The organism is Salinimicrobium sp. 3283s, assembly GCF_039602225.1.
GTDB lineage: Bacteria > Bacteroidota > Bacteroidia > Flavobacteriales > Flavobacteriaceae > Salinimicrobium > Salinimicrobium profundisediminis.
This window is the reverse complement of the sequence record NZ_CP143631.1, coordinates 2,283,238-2,299,335: the sequence shown is the minus strand read 5'-3', so window position 1 is coordinate 2,299,335 and position 16,098 is coordinate 2,283,238. Positions and strand designations below refer to the sequence as shown.

10 protein-coding genes are annotated in these 16,098 nt (G+C 40.0%); 7 read left to right on the top strand and 3 right to left on the bottom strand.

The window, feature by feature from the left end:
- Position 1: 1 nt before the first annotated feature.
- Genes fusA through rpsL form a run of 3 tightly spaced genes read right to left on the bottom strand, consistent with a single transcriptional unit; the run spans position 2 to position 3,013 of the window.
- Positions 2–2,113, bottom strand: a complete 2,112-nt coding sequence (fusA, locus tag VS868_RS10140; protein WP_345597221.1) for an elongation factor G — start codon at positions 2,111–2,113, stop codon at positions 2–4.
- A gap of 3 nt (positions 2,114–2,116) precedes the next feature.
- Positions 2,117–2,593: a 30S ribosomal protein S7 gene (gene rpsG / locus VS868_RS10135; protein WP_266070236.1), complete on the bottom strand. Its 477-nt coding sequence runs from the start codon at positions 2,591–2,593 to the stop codon at positions 2,117–2,119.
- 45 nt (positions 2,594–2,638) lie between these two features.
- Positions 2,639–3,013 carry a 30S ribosomal protein S12 gene (gene rpsL / locus VS868_RS10130; protein ID WP_029037125.1) on the bottom strand — a complete coding sequence of 125 codons (375 nt, stop codon included), beginning with the start codon at positions 3,011–3,013 and terminating at the stop codon, positions 2,639–2,641.
- Positions 3,014–3,472: 459 nt separating this feature from the next.
- On the opposite strand from rpsL, the gene VS868_RS10125 reads away from it, so the two are divergent.
- The 7 genes from VS868_RS10125 to VS868_RS10095 all read left to right on the top strand — a co-directional run bounded on the left by VS868_RS10125 (position 3,473) and on the right by VS868_RS10095 (position 16,064).
- Positions 3,473–6,691, top strand: coding sequence for a SusC/RagA family TonB-linked outer membrane protein (locus tag VS868_RS10125; RefSeq protein ID WP_345597216.1), 3,219 nt, complete (start codon positions 3,473–3,475; stop codon positions 6,689–6,691).
- A gap of 10 nt (positions 6,692–6,701) precedes the next feature.
- Positions 6,702–8,132, top strand: a complete 1,431-nt coding sequence (locus tag VS868_RS10120; protein ID WP_345597214.1) for a SusD/RagB family nutrient-binding outer membrane lipoprotein — start codon at positions 6,702–6,704, stop codon at positions 8,130–8,132.
- Between the two features lie 30 nt (positions 8,133–8,162).
- A complete protein-coding gene (locus VS868_RS10115) occupies positions 8,163–9,299 on the top strand; it encodes a hypothetical protein (RefSeq protein WP_345597212.1) in 1,137 nt (378 codons plus the stop codon).
- A 316-nt stretch (positions 9,300–9,615) separates the two neighbouring features.
- Positions 9,616–10,341 (top strand): hypothetical protein, encoded by a 726-nt coding sequence (locus VS868_RS10110; RefSeq protein WP_345597210.1) that lies wholly within the window; start codon positions 9,616–9,618, stop codon positions 10,339–10,341.
- 1 nt (position 10,342) lies between these two features.
- The gene (locus VS868_RS10105) at positions 10,343–13,105 is read left to right on the top strand and encodes a TonB-dependent receptor (protein ID WP_345597208.1); all 2,763 of its coding nucleotides are present in this window, start codon (positions 10,343–10,345) and stop codon (positions 13,103–13,105) included.
- Positions 13,106–13,117: 12 nt separating this feature from the next.
- On the top strand, positions 13,118–14,314 hold the full coding sequence (locus VS868_RS10100) for a DUF4249 domain-containing protein (protein ID WP_345597206.1): 1,197 nt from the start codon (positions 13,118–13,120) through the stop codon (positions 14,312–14,314).
- Between the two features lie 7 nt (positions 14,315–14,321).
- Positions 14,322–16,064 carry a hypothetical protein gene (locus VS868_RS10095; RefSeq protein WP_345597204.1) on the top strand — a complete coding sequence of 581 codons (1,743 nt, stop codon included), beginning with the start codon at positions 14,322–14,324 and terminating at the stop codon, positions 16,062–16,064.
- Positions 16,065–16,098: the final 34 nt, after the last annotated feature.

The window sequence follows — 16,098 nt, the reverse complement described above, 5'->3', positions numbered from 1 at the left end:
ATTAATCGTTAGCGGTTCCCTTTTCTGCCTTCATGATCGATTCTGAAATATTAGAAGGAGTCTCGGCATAGTGAGAAAATTCCATAGTAGAAGTTGCACGTCCTGAAGATAAGGTACGCAAGGTAGTAACATATCCAAACATTTCAGATAATGGTACTTCAGCTTTAATAACTTTTGCACCAGACCGGTCAGACATATTATTTACCTGTCCACGACGTCTGTTTAAATCCCCTACTATATCACCCATATTCTCTTCTGGGGTAACCACTTCAACTTTCATGATTGGCTCAAGGATTACAGCTCCTGCTTTTTTAGCAGCAACTTTATATCCCATTTTTGCAGCCAATTCAAAAGAAAGCTGATCTGAATCTACAGGGTGGAAAGATCCATCCTTAAGAACTACTTTTAAAGTATCCATTGTGAAACCTGCCATAGGCCCGGTTTTCATAGCTTCCTTGAATCCTTTTTCAACTGATGGAATGAATTCTTTTGGAATACGCCCACCTTTGATCTCGTCAACAAACTGAAGCCCAGGACCTTTAAAGTCTTCATCTGCAGGCCCTAATGTGAATACAATATCACCAAATTTACCACGACCACCAGATTGTTTTTTGTAAACCTCTCTATGATCTGCATCTTTAGTAACAGTTTCTTTATACTCAACACGTGGCTGACCTTCATTCACCTCAACCTTAAATTCTCTTTTCAAACGATCTACAAGAATTTCAAGGTGAAGCTCACCCATTCCTGAAATAATAGTTTGTCCAGAAACTTCATCAGTCTTAACCTGGAAAGTTGGATCTTCTTCAGCTAATTTCGCCAAAGCCATACCCATTTTATCAACATCTGCCTTGGTTTTAGGCTCAACAGAAATACCAATTACAGGATCAGGGAAAGACATTGATTCAAGCACGATAGGGTGCTTCTCATCAGTCAAAGTATCTCCTGTTTTAATATCTTTAAATCCAACAGCCGCACCAATATCACCAGCTTCAATTCTGTCAATTGGCTGTTGTTTATTAGCATGCATCTGATAGATACGTGAAATACGTTCTTTTTTTCCGGAACGGTTATTCTGAACATATGAACCAGCATCTAATGCTCCCGAATAAACTCTAAAGAAAGCTAAACGACCAACAAAGGGATCTGTAGCAATTTTAAAAGCTAAAGCTGAAAAAGGAGAATCAACATGAGGCTTACGGCTCTCTTCTTTCTCTGTATCAGGATTAACTCCAACAATAGCTTCCACATCTACTGGAGACGGAAGGTAACGCATCACTGCATCCAACATAGCCTGAACTCCTTTATTCTTAAAAGAAGAACCACACATCATTGGAATGATAGACATATCTATGGTTGCAGCCCTTAGAGCAGCAATGATCTCATCTTCAGTAATTGAATCTTCATCTTCGAAGAATTTCTCCATAAGAGCCTCATCATACTCGGCAACTGCCTCTACAAGCTGAGCTCTATACTTATTCACATCATCCATTAATTCCGCAGGGATATCAATGGTCTCATAAGTCATTCCGTAGTCTTCTTCATTCCAGATGATAGCCTTTTTAGCAATAAGGTCAACGACTCCTTTAAAGTCTACCTCATCACCAATTGGCACTTGAAGAGGCACCGGGTTTCCACCTAGCATCTCTCTAACCTGATTACATACATTGAAAAAGTCTGCACCCTGACGGTCCATCTTATTCACAAAACCAAGTCTTGGAACACGGTATTTATCGGCTTGCCTCCAAACAGTTTCAGATTGAGGCTCAACACCATCAACCGCACTGAAAAGAGCAACCATACCATCAAGAACACGAAGTGAACGCTCCACCTCTACGGTAAAGTCAACGTGCCCCGGAGTATCAATAATATTTACAGTGTATTCCTGATCACGATACATCCACTTACAATGCGTAGCTGCAGAAGTAATAGTAATACCACGCTCCTGCTCCTGCTCCATCCAGTCCATAGTAGCCGCACCATCGTGCACCTCACCAATCTTATGACTTATTCCGGTGTAGAAAAGAATACGCTCTGTAGTTGTGGTCTTACCGGCATCAATGTGCGCAGCAATACCAATATTTCTTGTATATTTTAAATCTCTTTGTGCCATTTTTTAGAATCTAAAGTGAGAGAATGCTTTGTTAGCTTCAGCCATCTTGTGAGTATCCACTCTTTTCTTAACAGCCGCACCTTCTTCTTTAGCTGCAGCAAGAATCTCAGACGCAAGTCTTTGGGCCATTGATTTCTCGTTACGCTTCCTCGAATAAGAGATCAACCACTTCATAGCAGTTGAAACCTTACGATCTGGTCTAATTTGCATTGGAATTTGAAAGGTTGCACCACCAACTCTACGGCTACGCACTTCAACGTGAGGCATAACATTAGAGAGAGCATCTTTCCATAGCTCAAGTGCAGTTTTTTCTTCATCCTGTTTTTTCTCTTCTACGATAGCAATAGCATCATAGAAAACCTTAAAGGCAACAGATTTTTTACCATCCCACATCATCATGTTAACAAAACGCGTTACTAACTGATCATTAAACTTTGGATCTGGTAAAAGCGGCCTTTTTTTCGCCTGTCTTTTTCTCATTTCTTCTTTGTAATAAGTTAATTGTTACTTGCCCTGGAAATAAAATTATTTCTTAGGCTTTTTAGCACCATACTTTGAACGCCTCTGGGTTCTTCCTGCAACACCGGCAGTATCCAGAGCACCACGTACAATATGATACCTAACTCCAGGCAAATCTTTAACTCTTCCGCCTCTAACCAATACTATCGAGTGCTCCTGGAGGTTGTGACCTTCACCAGGGATGTAAGCGTTCACCTCTTTACCATTAGTTAACCTAACCCTTGCTACTTTACGCATAGCAGAGTTTGGTTTCTTAGGTGTAGTGGTGTAAACACGAGTACATACTCCCCGTCTTTGAGGGCACGAGTCCAAAGCAGCCGATTTACTCTTCTTGGTAATTGTGGCTCTTCCTTTTCGTACTAATTGTGAAATTGTTGGCATAATTTCTTTTACACTAATTATTTATTTGATATTACCCTTTTCTAAAAAGGTCTGCAAAGGTAGAAATAAAACCCAATAATTCAAATCTTAAGCAATTAATTTTCAGAGGCATTATCAGCAACAAAAAAACTCGTTTGTTTTTTGCCATTTTTGACACCCCAGAAATATTTTCAGCTTTTATCTAAAAAAAATCTTATCCCAGATATCCCTCCAGGATAAAAAATTTTTTATGAATTTGTTTGACCCTTCAAATGATATTGATCATGCTTTTATATATAGCACACACCACCCTGAAAATGAATGCACTACATTAAATGCACAAAAGAGCTTGAAAACGTTAATGAAAGCTTAAATATTGAGGTGTTTTTAAGATTAAACTAAACTTTTAAAGAGAAAAAGTTGTCAGGATGACAATTTATCTTCAAATTTGGCACTGGCTAATTCAAACAAATCATTAAAATGAAAACAAAATTAAGTGGAATGCTAACGCTATTATTGGCGTTAGTAGTGCAAATAACTTTTGCACAACAAGACCTCACAGTATCGGGTACTGTGACCGATGGTAATGGGATGCCTCTCCCTGGGGTGAACGTAGTTGTGAAAGGTACTACCAAAGGGGTGCAGACAGATTTCGACGGTAATTACTCTCTTGAGGTAAGCCAGGGAGAAGTCCTGGTATTTTCTTACCTGGGAATGCAAACAGTCGAGTATCCTGTTACCAATGTAGACACAATAGATGTGATCTTAAAACCCGATGCTGCTCAACTTGAAGAAGTTGTAGTAACCGCTCTCGGAATTTCGCGTGAAAAAAGATCTCTAGGTTATGCTACCGAAGAAGTTAGCGGAGCCGAAGTAAACACGGCTAAAGAAGGTAACTTCATTAACTCTTTATCTGGTAAAGTATCCGGTTTGGATATTAAGAAGAGTAGTACCCTTGGTGGTTCTTCAAACGTGATCATTCGTGGTTACACTTCATTGACTGGTAACAACCAGCCTCTATTTGTAGTTGACGGAGTGCCAATTAGTAACGAGAACTCCAACACCGATGATCAAGCCAGAGGTAGAGGAGGGTACGATTACGGTAACGCAGCCATGGATATCAATCCAGATGATGTTGAATCTGTAAACGTACTTAAAGGTGCTGCAGCATCTGCATTATACGGGTCTCGTGCTGCAAACGGGGTGATCATTATCACTACAAAATCAGGACAAAAAAACGATGATATTGGAGTTACCATTTCCAGTGGAGTAACATTTTCTGAAATGGATGATGATACTTTCGTTGAATACCAAAAAGAATACGGTGCCGGATATGGTCGATACTATGAAACAGGCTATTTTGACAGCTGGGATGTAGATGGAGACGGAACAGATGATCTTGTAGTTCCTTTCACAGAAGATGCCTCCTTTGGTGGTAGATTTGATCCAAGCCTAATGGTTTTTCAATGGGATGCACTTTATCCTGAATCTCCAAATTACCTACAGGCTACTCCATGGACAGCTGCCGAAAACGGACCTGAATCAATTTTCAGAACAGGTGTTTCTTACAACCACAGCATTTCATTAGACGGAGGTACAGATCGTAGCACTTATAGATTAGGCTACACGCTTTATGACCAGGAGGGTATCCTTCCAAACAGTAACATTAAGAGAAACACAGTAGATGTAAAAGCTACTCACGATTTCACCGAAAAACTTACTGCAGGAGTAACCGCAACTTATACCAACACTGATGGTAAAGGACGTTACGGAACAGGTTATAGTGGAACAAACATTTTCCAGTCTATGCGCCAGTGGAACCAGGCAAACGTAGACTTTGAAGCTCAAAAAGATGCATATTTCTCTACTGGAAGAAACATCACCTGGAACTATGCAAATGCAGAAGGCGGTAACCTAAGCCCTATCTATACAGATAACCCATACTGGCAGTTATATGAAAATTATCAAACAGATGTTAGAGACAGACTATATGGTAATTTCAACATAAACTACGAATTCACTGACTGGTTTACTGCTACAGGAAGAGTATCTATAGATACCTATAACGACTTACGGGAAGAAAGAAGAAACGTTGGAAGTAATGGAGTTTCACACTACCGTAGATATGACGCCAGCTACACTGAGCTAAACTACGACTTACTATTAAACTTTGATTATGACCTTACAGAAGACCTTAACCTTTCTGGTTTATTAGGTGCTACGGCAAGAAGACAAACTTTCCGTCAATTGAGAGCAAGCACTACTGGTGGGTTGGTAATTCCTGATCTGTTCGCTTTGTCAAATTCACAGAACCTTTTAGAGCCACCAACGGAATCTTTTGAAGAATTACATACCAATGGTTACTTCGCCAGTGCATCATTTGGTTATAGAAACTTACTTTTCCTTGATGCAACTGCAAGGGTTGACGAATCTTCTTCTTTACCTGAAGATGACAACTCATACTTCTATCCTTCTGTTTCTACAAGTGTTGTATTCTCAGAATTCCTTAACAACGACTGGTTATCATTTGGTAAACTTCGTGCCAACTACGCCGAGGTAGGTAACTATGCACCACCATTATCAGTTCAGAATGTTTATGACAACCCTACAAACTTCAGGACTCCGCTTTATTCAGTAAGTAGTACTGCTAATAACCCAGATCTTAAAAACGAAACCACTACAAGTTGGGAAGTTGGTTTAGAAATGGAATTCTTTAATAGACGTGTAGGTTTTGATGTGGCTGCTTACCAGTCAAATTCTCAGGATCAACTAATGCCTGTTACTATTACAGCTGCAACAGGTTATACTTCGAGATGGGTAAATGCCGGAGAAATTGAAAACAAAGGTTTTGAAGCAAGCTTACACGTAAGCCCAATTAGAACCGACGATTTTGAATGGAGAATTAATGGTAACTGGTTTACTAACGAAAGTGAAGTGCTATCCTTGTACGGAGGTAACCAAAACCTTGAATTGGCATCTCTTCAGGGAGGTATTTCGATTAATGCTACAGTAGGAGAGCCTTATGGTACAATCTGGGGAACTAACTACACTTACCTGGAAGACGGAAGCGGTCCTGTTATTAATCCTAACAATGGTCGTTTTGTAGTAGATGGAACTCCACAACCTATTGGAGATATAAATCCAGACTGGAAAGCCGGTATCAGCAATACCTTCTCATATAAAGATATTGCCTTCAGCTTCCTTATCGATATCCAGGAAGGTGGAAGTGTTTTCTCTCTTGATACATGGTACGGTTATGCAACTGGAGTACCTGCAAATACTGTAGGAACTAATGATTTGGGTAACCCAATGAGAAACCCAATCTCACAGGGTGGTGGTATTGTTCTTGAAGGAGTAAATCCCGACGGCACTCCAAATACCACAAGAACTGATATGAGCAGCTATGCAAACGCCATAGGTTACGGTTATGCACCAAATGCTTTCCACGTCTATGACGCCAGCTACGTAAAACTAAGAGAAGCTACGCTATCTTATTCTTTGCCAAACTCTATTGCCGATAAAATTTCTATGACAGATGTTACATTTTCTGCAGTAGGAAGAAACCTTTGGATTATCGACAAGAACATTCCTTACTCAGATCCTGAAGCAGGATTAAGTTCTGGAAATATTCAGGGATACCAGTCTGGAGCAATTCCAACTGCCAGAGAGTACGGTTTTAACGTAAGACTACAATTCTAAAAAAAATATCATGAAGAAACTATTTTTAATCATATTACTGGCTACAGGGGTTGTAGCATGTTCTGATGACTTATCAGAAGTGAATGTCGATACAAAAGCCCCTACAGAAGTACCGGCCGATGTATTGTTCTCTAATGCTACCAAAAATTTGATTGACCAAATGGTCAGCACAAATGTTAACAGGGGCATTTTTAAACTGGTGGCTCAATATTGGACCGAGACTACCTATACCGATGAAGCGAACTATAACCTGGTTGAAAGAGATATAAACGGTTCTCAATGGATCATCTTGTATCGCAATGTTTTAAAAGACCTTGAAGAGGCTAAAATGATTTTGACTGAAAACCCTGATTCTTCTCTTTCTGAAGCTCAAATTCAAAATCAATTAGCTATGATTGAAGTACTACAGGTCTTCACATGGCATGTTTTGGTTGACACTTTTGGTGACATTCCTTACACAGAAGCTCTGGATCTTGAAAACAGCACTCCTGTATATGATGACGATGCTGCTATTTACGCAGATATCGTAACTCGGTTAGATGCTGCTATTACCCAGCTTACCGATGGAGCCGGTGGATTTGGTGATGCTGATTACCTTTATAATGGAGATGCCGGACAATGGGCTAAATTTGCTAACTCTTTGAAACTACGTCTAGCTTTAAGATACGCTAATGTAGATGATACCAAAGCTGCTAAGATGGCAACAGAAGCCATTCAGGCAGGAGTATTTGAGTCTCATGCAGACAATGCATCAATGGATTATGAAGCATCAGCTCCAAATACCAACCCTATCTGGGAAGATCTTGTACAGTCAGGTCGTGCCGATTTCGTTGCAGCAAACACTATTGTGGATAGAATGAATGAACTTGATGACCCACGAAGAAACGATTATTTCGCTCAGAACCTTGGAGAAGGGGTCTATGATGGTGGTACATACGGTGCCAATGGAAACACTCAGGGAAATAGTACTATCTATAGTGAAAGGTTTGAAGACCCAACTTTAGAGGGTGTTATCTTAGACTATACTGAAGTTGAATTCCTTATTGCTGAAGCTGCTGCCAGAGGTTATATTACAGCCGACGCTGAAGATCATTACAACGAGGCTATTACTTCTTCTATTCTTTACTGGGACGGAACTGAAGCTGAAGCCAATGCTTACATTGCACAACCAGAAGTTGCCTATAGCCAGGCTAACTGGATAGAAAAAATTGGTGTTCAAAAATGGATTGCTCTTTATAACCGTGGTTTTGAAGCCTGGTCTTCCTGGAGAAAACTCGATTTCCCGAAATTGCCTAACGCAGCACAATCTGGCCTTCCTGTACCTTTAAGATTTACTTATCCTGTAAGTGAAGCTACTTTAAACGGTGCAAATTGGGAAGCAGCTTCCAGCGCTATAGGTGGAGATGAACAACAAACTCCTGTATTCTGGGATCAGAACTAAAAGAAAACTAAAAAACAAAATCTTAAGATAATGAAACAACAATTAAAATATTTAAGTCTCTGTTTCCTTGCAGTAGGTTTATGGTCTTGCGATGACGATGAAGCTCTGATCGATACACGAGAAGTTGGGGCCAATGCAGTTCTGGTAGATCGCAACATCAGCGTTCTTGACCAAAATGAAGATGTAACCATTGAACTTTTCACCAATAACGTTGAATTCGAAAGTATCACAATTGAGGATGGAGATGGCAATGTGTTAACCACAGCTAATATCGGAGACGGAACTGCTACTTTTAGCACTTCTGAGCTTGGAGATTTCAAATTCGGTGACGATAATGATGAAGTTACTGGAACCTATGACCTTAGAATTGTTTCTATGCTATCTAGTGGTGAGGTACTAGATGATCCTGCTTCTATTAACGTTGATCACGCAATTGAACTTAGTGAAGTTGATGAGATCACTTACTTAGATCCTACTTCAGACGAAGATGAAACTGTTTTAGGTTACTCTGTTTCTACATTTAATGCCCCTATAGATGATTTCATGCTTGAGTGGAAGAAAAATGAAGCAGGGACATATGTTGAAGCAGATGACATCACTTTAAGTCCTGAAGAAGGAGAAATTGATCTAGCCAAGTTAGATTATGAAGCTTATGATCTTGCGCCGGGAGACACCCTTTACTACAGGTTTACTGCTACTAGCGGAAGCTTCCAGGATCAGGTAGTAACTAGCGTAGTCGTAGTGCCTCAAATGTTTAATAGCAGTGAGTCTGCAACCATTTCTAACGATGCTACTGCAAGCCAGTTTAGCTTTACTACTGGAGAGAATTATGCTGAAGGAAGTAGTGAAGGAGAAATTACATTCACAGAAGTTGAAGGATTTGAAGTAGTGAATGATGCTCTAATCAGCTTTGTAGAAGTGACAGAAGAAGACTTCTTCTCAACCGTAGACCTTATGGATGCCCGTGAAGCTTTTGAAGACGGTACTCCTGTGACTTCCGTACCTAATGTTGAAGCGGGAGATGTATATGTTTATAAAACCACTCGCACCGTTGAAGGTGAAGAAGTAGTTGTGTACGGTATAATCAAAGTTGGTGACGTAACAGTTGTTAACGGAACTGCTGTAAGCTTTGAAATTGAATACAAGGAAGGTACTATTGTAGAGTAACAATAAAATTTCTTGAAAAGAAAAAGGCTGTCCAATTGGGCAGCCTTTTTTAATATTAAGAGGGAATTAAATCTTACCTCAATAGGTGGACGATTAACTTCTTACCTGATTTAATGAAAGTTGAAAAGATCCAATATATAAGTAACTCCTATAAAATTCCATTTAGATCGTCTATCTTATAAATCTGGAGTTTCAGCAAAAAGTTTCCATAAAGAGCATTACAAAACAAAAAAATGTAGGAAAAAATGAAAAACACTTCTCATTATGTTATAAAAATGCTAATTTCCCCTCTTATACTTCACCAGCCTTTCTTTAAATGAAAAAAAACTTTAGACAGTTTCTATCTCTGCTTCTCCTCTATCCTGCTACAAGCTTTTCTCAAACAGCAGTAGAGCCTGTTTATGAACTCTTCGATTCTGTAATCCACATTCAAAATACAGATCTCGCAAATGGTATAGAATACGTGGAGCAGCATATAATACGTAGTGATGATCACAAGTATTTTCAAACCATGGAATACTTAAATGGTAATGTGATATATGACGGCCAACCCTACTCCAACCTTGATTTACAATACAACATCTTTGATGATCTTCTGCTAACACGGATTCCTACAGCCGGAGGTGCTACACTCATCCAATTGCACAAAGAAAATGTACAGGCTTTTAATATTGATGGGCATAGCTTTATTGCCCTGAAAGGAACTTCAGATGAAAAACCTCAGTTCTATGAAATTCTACTGGAAGGCAATGATATTCTCTTGCTAAAGAAGCATCGCAAGAAAATAAAAAAACATTTAGATCAAAATTTTACCTACTTCGAGTTCAAAGAAGATACCCCCGAATATTTTGTTTCGATCAATGGGAATCCCGAAGAAATTGACTCCCAAAGATCCGTTCGTAAACTGTTCCCTAACAAGGAAGAGCAAATTCAAAATTTTTACAGATCTAATTCCTCTCTAAAAAGGGAAAATCCCGACAAATTTTTGACTCTCCTGTTTCAAAGCCTCATTCTATCAACTTCAGAATTAAACCTTAACTAATTTGAAGAATTTTGTTACCCTGCTAATACTTTTTTCTCTGCAGCACCTCACGGCTCAGGAAGAATCTCCTAAAGTTTCTCTTTCTTTAGAACAAACTACCTTAGAACAGGTTTTTGGCGAAATAGAACAGCAAACAGGCTTCCACTTTTTTTATGTAGAAGAATGGGTAAAAGGCACACAGGTAACAGCCAACTACAACCAAACCCCTGTATCTGAAGTCTTAAAAAAGGTACTTGAGCAAACTCTTCTCAATTACTACTTTCTAGACAACAACAGAGTGGTCATCACAAAAAGCAATATTATATATAATCAATTACCTCAGGGGTTCTTCCCAGACACGACACAAATAGCTCCTGAAAGACCAAAAGAGATTAAAGAATATAATCCTGTTTTCTACACTCAAAGCAACAGCCCCAAAGCAACAAGCAAGACAATATTTATAGGTAAAGAAACTCAGACTTCAGGCACCGGAACTTTCAACTTAAGTGGGCAGGCAACAAACCAGGAAACTGGAGAACCTATCTCCAACCTTTCTATCATTGTTCAGGGAACAACTATAGGTACAGTTACCGATATCAATGGAAATTATAACCTGAGATTGCCAGCAGGAGAACACCTTTTAGAGACAAGATCTTTGGGAAATGAAGACGTGGTGACCCGGCTGGTCATCTTTAGCGACGGCACTTACAACTTAAGCCTTAAGGAAGATTATGAACTATTGGGAGAAGTATTGGTAGATTCTAACCAGGCCGAGAACGTAGAAGATGCCATTGGGGGCACAGAAGATATTGACATAAGTGAAATCAAAAATATACCCCTGGTCCTGGGAGAAAGGGATGTTATGAAAGTAGCAGTTACTCTTCCGGGAATTTCCACCACGGGTGAGGGATCTGCAGGGTTTAACGTAAGGGGCGGGAAAACCGACCAAAACCTCATTTTGATAGATGATGCAGTGCTTTACAATCCTGCTCATTTCTTCGGAATTTTCTCTGCCGTAAATCCTTTTACCACTGGAGACATGACCATTTATAAAGGAAATATCCCGGCGCGGTTTGGTGGCAGGCTTTCTTCAGTTTTTGATATCACCTCCAAAGATGCAAATACCCAGAAATTTGCAGGAGAAGTTTCGGTGGGGCCGGTAACCAGCAATGTTGCTCTTGAAATTCCGGTGATTAAAGAGAAATCGGGGTTACTCATTGGCGGAAGAAGCACCTATTCCGACTGGATTTTAAAAAACCTGGACGAAGAATCCCTAAAAGACAGCAAAGCTTCCTTTTACGATGTCATTGCAAAGTATAACCACAAATTTAATGACAGGACCAGCTTAAAGACCACCGGCTACCTCAGCCGTGACAACTACAGCATTACTTCTGATTCTCTCTTTAACTATCAGAACCTGCTGTTCTCCATGAAACTCAATCATAAGTTTAATGAAAAAAATGACGGTAGCCTTATCCTCACCAACAGCCATTATAACTTTGATATAGATTACGAAAGCGAATTCAACAATAACTTTACTTCAGGTTATAAGATCAATGAAACTGAAGTAAAATTGAACATGAGGTACCTTCATAGTGCTGCTCATAAATTTGATTATGGAATTTCAACCAAGCTCTATAATGTGCACCCCGGTAAAATAGAGCCTCTGGGAAGCGAATCTATTATTCAACCCCTTGAGATTGCTAAGGAAAAAGGCCTGGAGTCTGCTATCTATCTTGCCGATAATTTTACAGTTAATGACAAACTGCTTCTTAGCGGCGGCCTTCGCTATTCTCATTATGCCGCACTTGGTGAAAAGAACCAGAAAATTTATGAAGAAGGCCTTCCAAAATCTGAAGCTACTGTAATTGATACCGTTCACTACGGAAAAAATGAAGTTATGGAAACCTACGGCGGACCCGAAGTACGCCTCTCGGCACGTTATTTCCTGCTTCCCGATCTTTCCTTAAAGCTTAGTTACAACAATGCTTACCAGTATATTCACACCCTTTCTAACAACACCACGGTCTCCCCTACCGATACTTACAAACTCACCGATAAAAATATAAAGCCTCAACGTGCCCACCAATATTCTTTAGGGCTTTACAAGAACTTCAACAACAATATGTATGAAGTGAGTGTAGAAGGTTATTACAAAGAATCAAGTAATATCCTTGATTACAAAGTGGGAGCGCAACTTTTTCTGAATGAAAATATTGAAACTGAAGTTTTACAGGGAGAAGGCCGCTCTTTTGGAGCCGAATTTCTTCTGAAAAAAACCGAAGGCCGATTGAACGGATGGCTGGGCTACACCTACTCCAAATCTGAACTAAAACTCGACGGAGCTTTTAATGAACAGCAGGTGAATAACGGCGAATTTTTTCCCGCCAATTACGATAAACCTCATGACCTAAGCATAGTAGCCAATTATAAACTAACCCATCGGTTCAGTTTCTCAGCTAATTTTGTATATCAAACCGGGCGCCCCGTCACCTTCCCCACCGGGAAATACTATCAAAATGGAATTGAATATGTGCTTTACAGCGACCGAAACAAATTCAGGATTCCAGATTACTACCGCCTTGACCTCAGTTTTAACGTAGAAGGAAATCACAAGATCAAGAAATTTGCACACAGTTTCTGGAATATTTCAGTTTACAACGTATTGGGAAGAAACAATCCGTATTCAGTATTTTTTGTGACTGAAGAAGGAGAAGTAAAAGCTTATAAAAGCTCTATTTTTTCAATTCCTGTACCTACCATCACCTATAATTTCAGATTTTAAAGCGGAGAGAATATGAAATGTATCAACACTAAATCTGTCATTCGCCTGTTTCTTTTGTTCATTTTTTCAATGATCACTAACAGCTGTGTGGAACCCTATGAATTTGAAACAGAAACTTATGAGAACCTTCTGGTTGTAGAAGCTTTAATTACCGATGAAGTCAAAACCCAGGAAGTCAGGCTCACACGCACCTACGAACTCGAAAAGCAAATGCCAGCTGCAGAAACAAATGCAACTGTTACCGTAACCGATGACACCGGTGCCCAATTTCAGTTCTACGAATCAGATACACCGGGAACTTATCTTTCCAGCACCAAATTTGCTGCCGGGCCACAACGCACTTACCAGCTTCAAATCGATACCCGGGACGGAAGCTCTTATATTTCAGATCCCGCCACTTTGATCCCGGGAGCTAAAATCGATAATCTTTATGCCGAACGCAGTTTCTACCAGGGAGAAGATGGAGTTGCACTAATGGTAGACAGTGAATATACTTCTTCGGCCTCAAGGTATGCGTTATACGAGTATGAAGAAACCTATAAAATTGTCTCTCCATATACGGTGCGCAATACCATAAAGTTTGAGGGAAACGACTGGAGTGTGGTTCCAAATACCCGTCAGGAAACGGTATGTTACAACACGGTGCCGTCTAAAGAAATAATTATCTCTAACACAAGTTCCCTTAGCGAGAATGATCTCAAATCTTTCGTAGTGCGATTCATAGACCAAGAAAACCCTGTACTGGCCCAGCGTTACAGCATTTTGGTAAAACAATATTCTTTAACTCCCGAAGCCTTTTCTTATTATTCTACCCTTAAGAAAATCTCGGGTTCAGGAAGTGTTTTGAGCCCAACGCAGCCGGGTTTTGTAAGTGGTAATATTCGGGCTGCTAATGAAGATGAGAAAGTTATAGGCTTCTTTACCCTCTCCTCTACCTCTTCAAAAAGGGTGTTTTTTAACTATCATGATTTCTTTGAATTTGATGAACGCCGACCACAATTTCCCGAATCTTGTTTAATATTTAGGCCGGGAGAGAACTATGACACCCCAATTGGTATGATCAAAGGTGGTACAGTTCGATATTACAGCATGGCCGGGGCACCTGTTCCGGGGGAATTAGGCGAAGGCCCCATGAGAGTTATTGCCACCGAATGTGTAGACTGCACCGTTTATGGCACCAACCAGGCACCCGATTTTTGGACTGAATAAAATGAATATGAAATACCTTTTTTTCACACTTACCTGTTTCTTACTCCCGCTGCATTTTTTTGCACAGGCAGTAGATAGTTCAGCCGGTGCAGCACTGCTCGAAAAAGTTCCGCAGGAAAAGATTTTTGTCCACTACAATTCCTCCTTGCTTTTTCCGGGGGAATACCTGTATTATAAGCTCTACAATCTTGAAAAGGATACGGAGGAATTCAGCGGAGTAAGCAAAGTGGCTTATGTAGAATTAATAAGTGAAGATGGAAATAGCATTTTCAAGCACAAACTCCTGCTGAAAAACGGACAGGCGCAGGGAGATTTCTTTATCCCGACCACGGTACCATCCGGAAATTACAAATTATTGAGCTATTCCAACTGGATGAGGAATCACGACACTTATTTCGCAGGTGATGTGGCCATAGTTAATCCATATCGCGGCGATTCTTCGGCCATTTTATCAACTTCTGAAGAAATCCCGTCCATATCTCCAAATCCTGACTCAGGAAAAAATTCAGTTAAGAGTGAAAATAGCCCTGTAAAAATCATTCTGGAAAATGACATTTTTGGCAGGAGAGAGAAAGTTGCAGTAGATTTAGAAGGGGTTCCGGGAGATTATTCGCTTTCCGTTAGAAAAACAGATAGTATTTCTATTCCGAAGAAATTTACTTCTGAAAATTTTGACCTTTCTTTTCCTGCTACACGTCAAAAAATAGATTCCGTCTTTCTTCCTGAAGCAAGAGGCAATCTCATCTCCGGCCGAATTGTGGCAAAAACGCCAGAAGCAGCCCGCAATTTATCAGGAAAGAAACTGGCTTTCTCCCTTCCGGGTGAAGATTACATGCTCAAGATCGCAACTACAAACAAGCAGGGGAAATTCTATCTCAATTTAGATGAAGCCTACGACACCCCCGAAGCTTTAATGCAAATTTTAGGAGATGAAACCGAAAATTATGAGATCAAACTTGATCCTTTACCTCAAATCTCCAATCCTGATTTGAAGTTCGCCGATTTTAAGATTACCCCTGCCATGAAAGATTATATTCTTGACCGCAGCGTACAGGTTCAGATTGAAAATGCATATTACAGCGTTAAACCCGACACTTTAAAAGTTATAACTGAAAAAGAACTTTTTTACACTCAAGAGCCTACCGTCTACAATCTGGATGACTACACCCGGTTTCCCACTATAAAAGAAACAATGGTTGAAATTGTCATGTTTGCCCACCTGGCCAGGAGCAAAGACGGCTCTCAATTCGTGATAAACCAGACAGACGGCGCAACGAATTTTTATCTTCCGGCGCTGCTTATCGTAGACGGCGCTATGGTACAAGATCACGACCTCTTGATCAACTACCCGGCAAAATACGTGAAGAGCATAAAGATTTTGAGGGATAACTTCTTTTTAGGCTCTCATATTTTCGCCGGAATTGTTGATGTTGAAACGATCGAGGGAAATTTTTCTGAAACTTTAAACCAGGATTACATTAAAAGAGTAGCAATGAAACTTCCTGAAGCCGGCAAGAACTATTTTAAACAGTCTTATGCCACTTCTTCAGATAATCCACTGTCAAGGATTCCAGATCTAAGAACACAACTTCTGTGGGTGCCTTCAGTAGAAATAGATTCTTCCGAAGAAAATATGGATTTCTTCACTTCTGATGTTCCCGGAACTTTTGAAATTCATCTTGAAGGGTTCACAAATTCAGGAAAACCTGTGTCTGTAAAAAGAACTTTTACAGTGCAGGCTGAAGAATAAAGTAATTTTCAAGAGTTTTCCGCAGCCATTCATT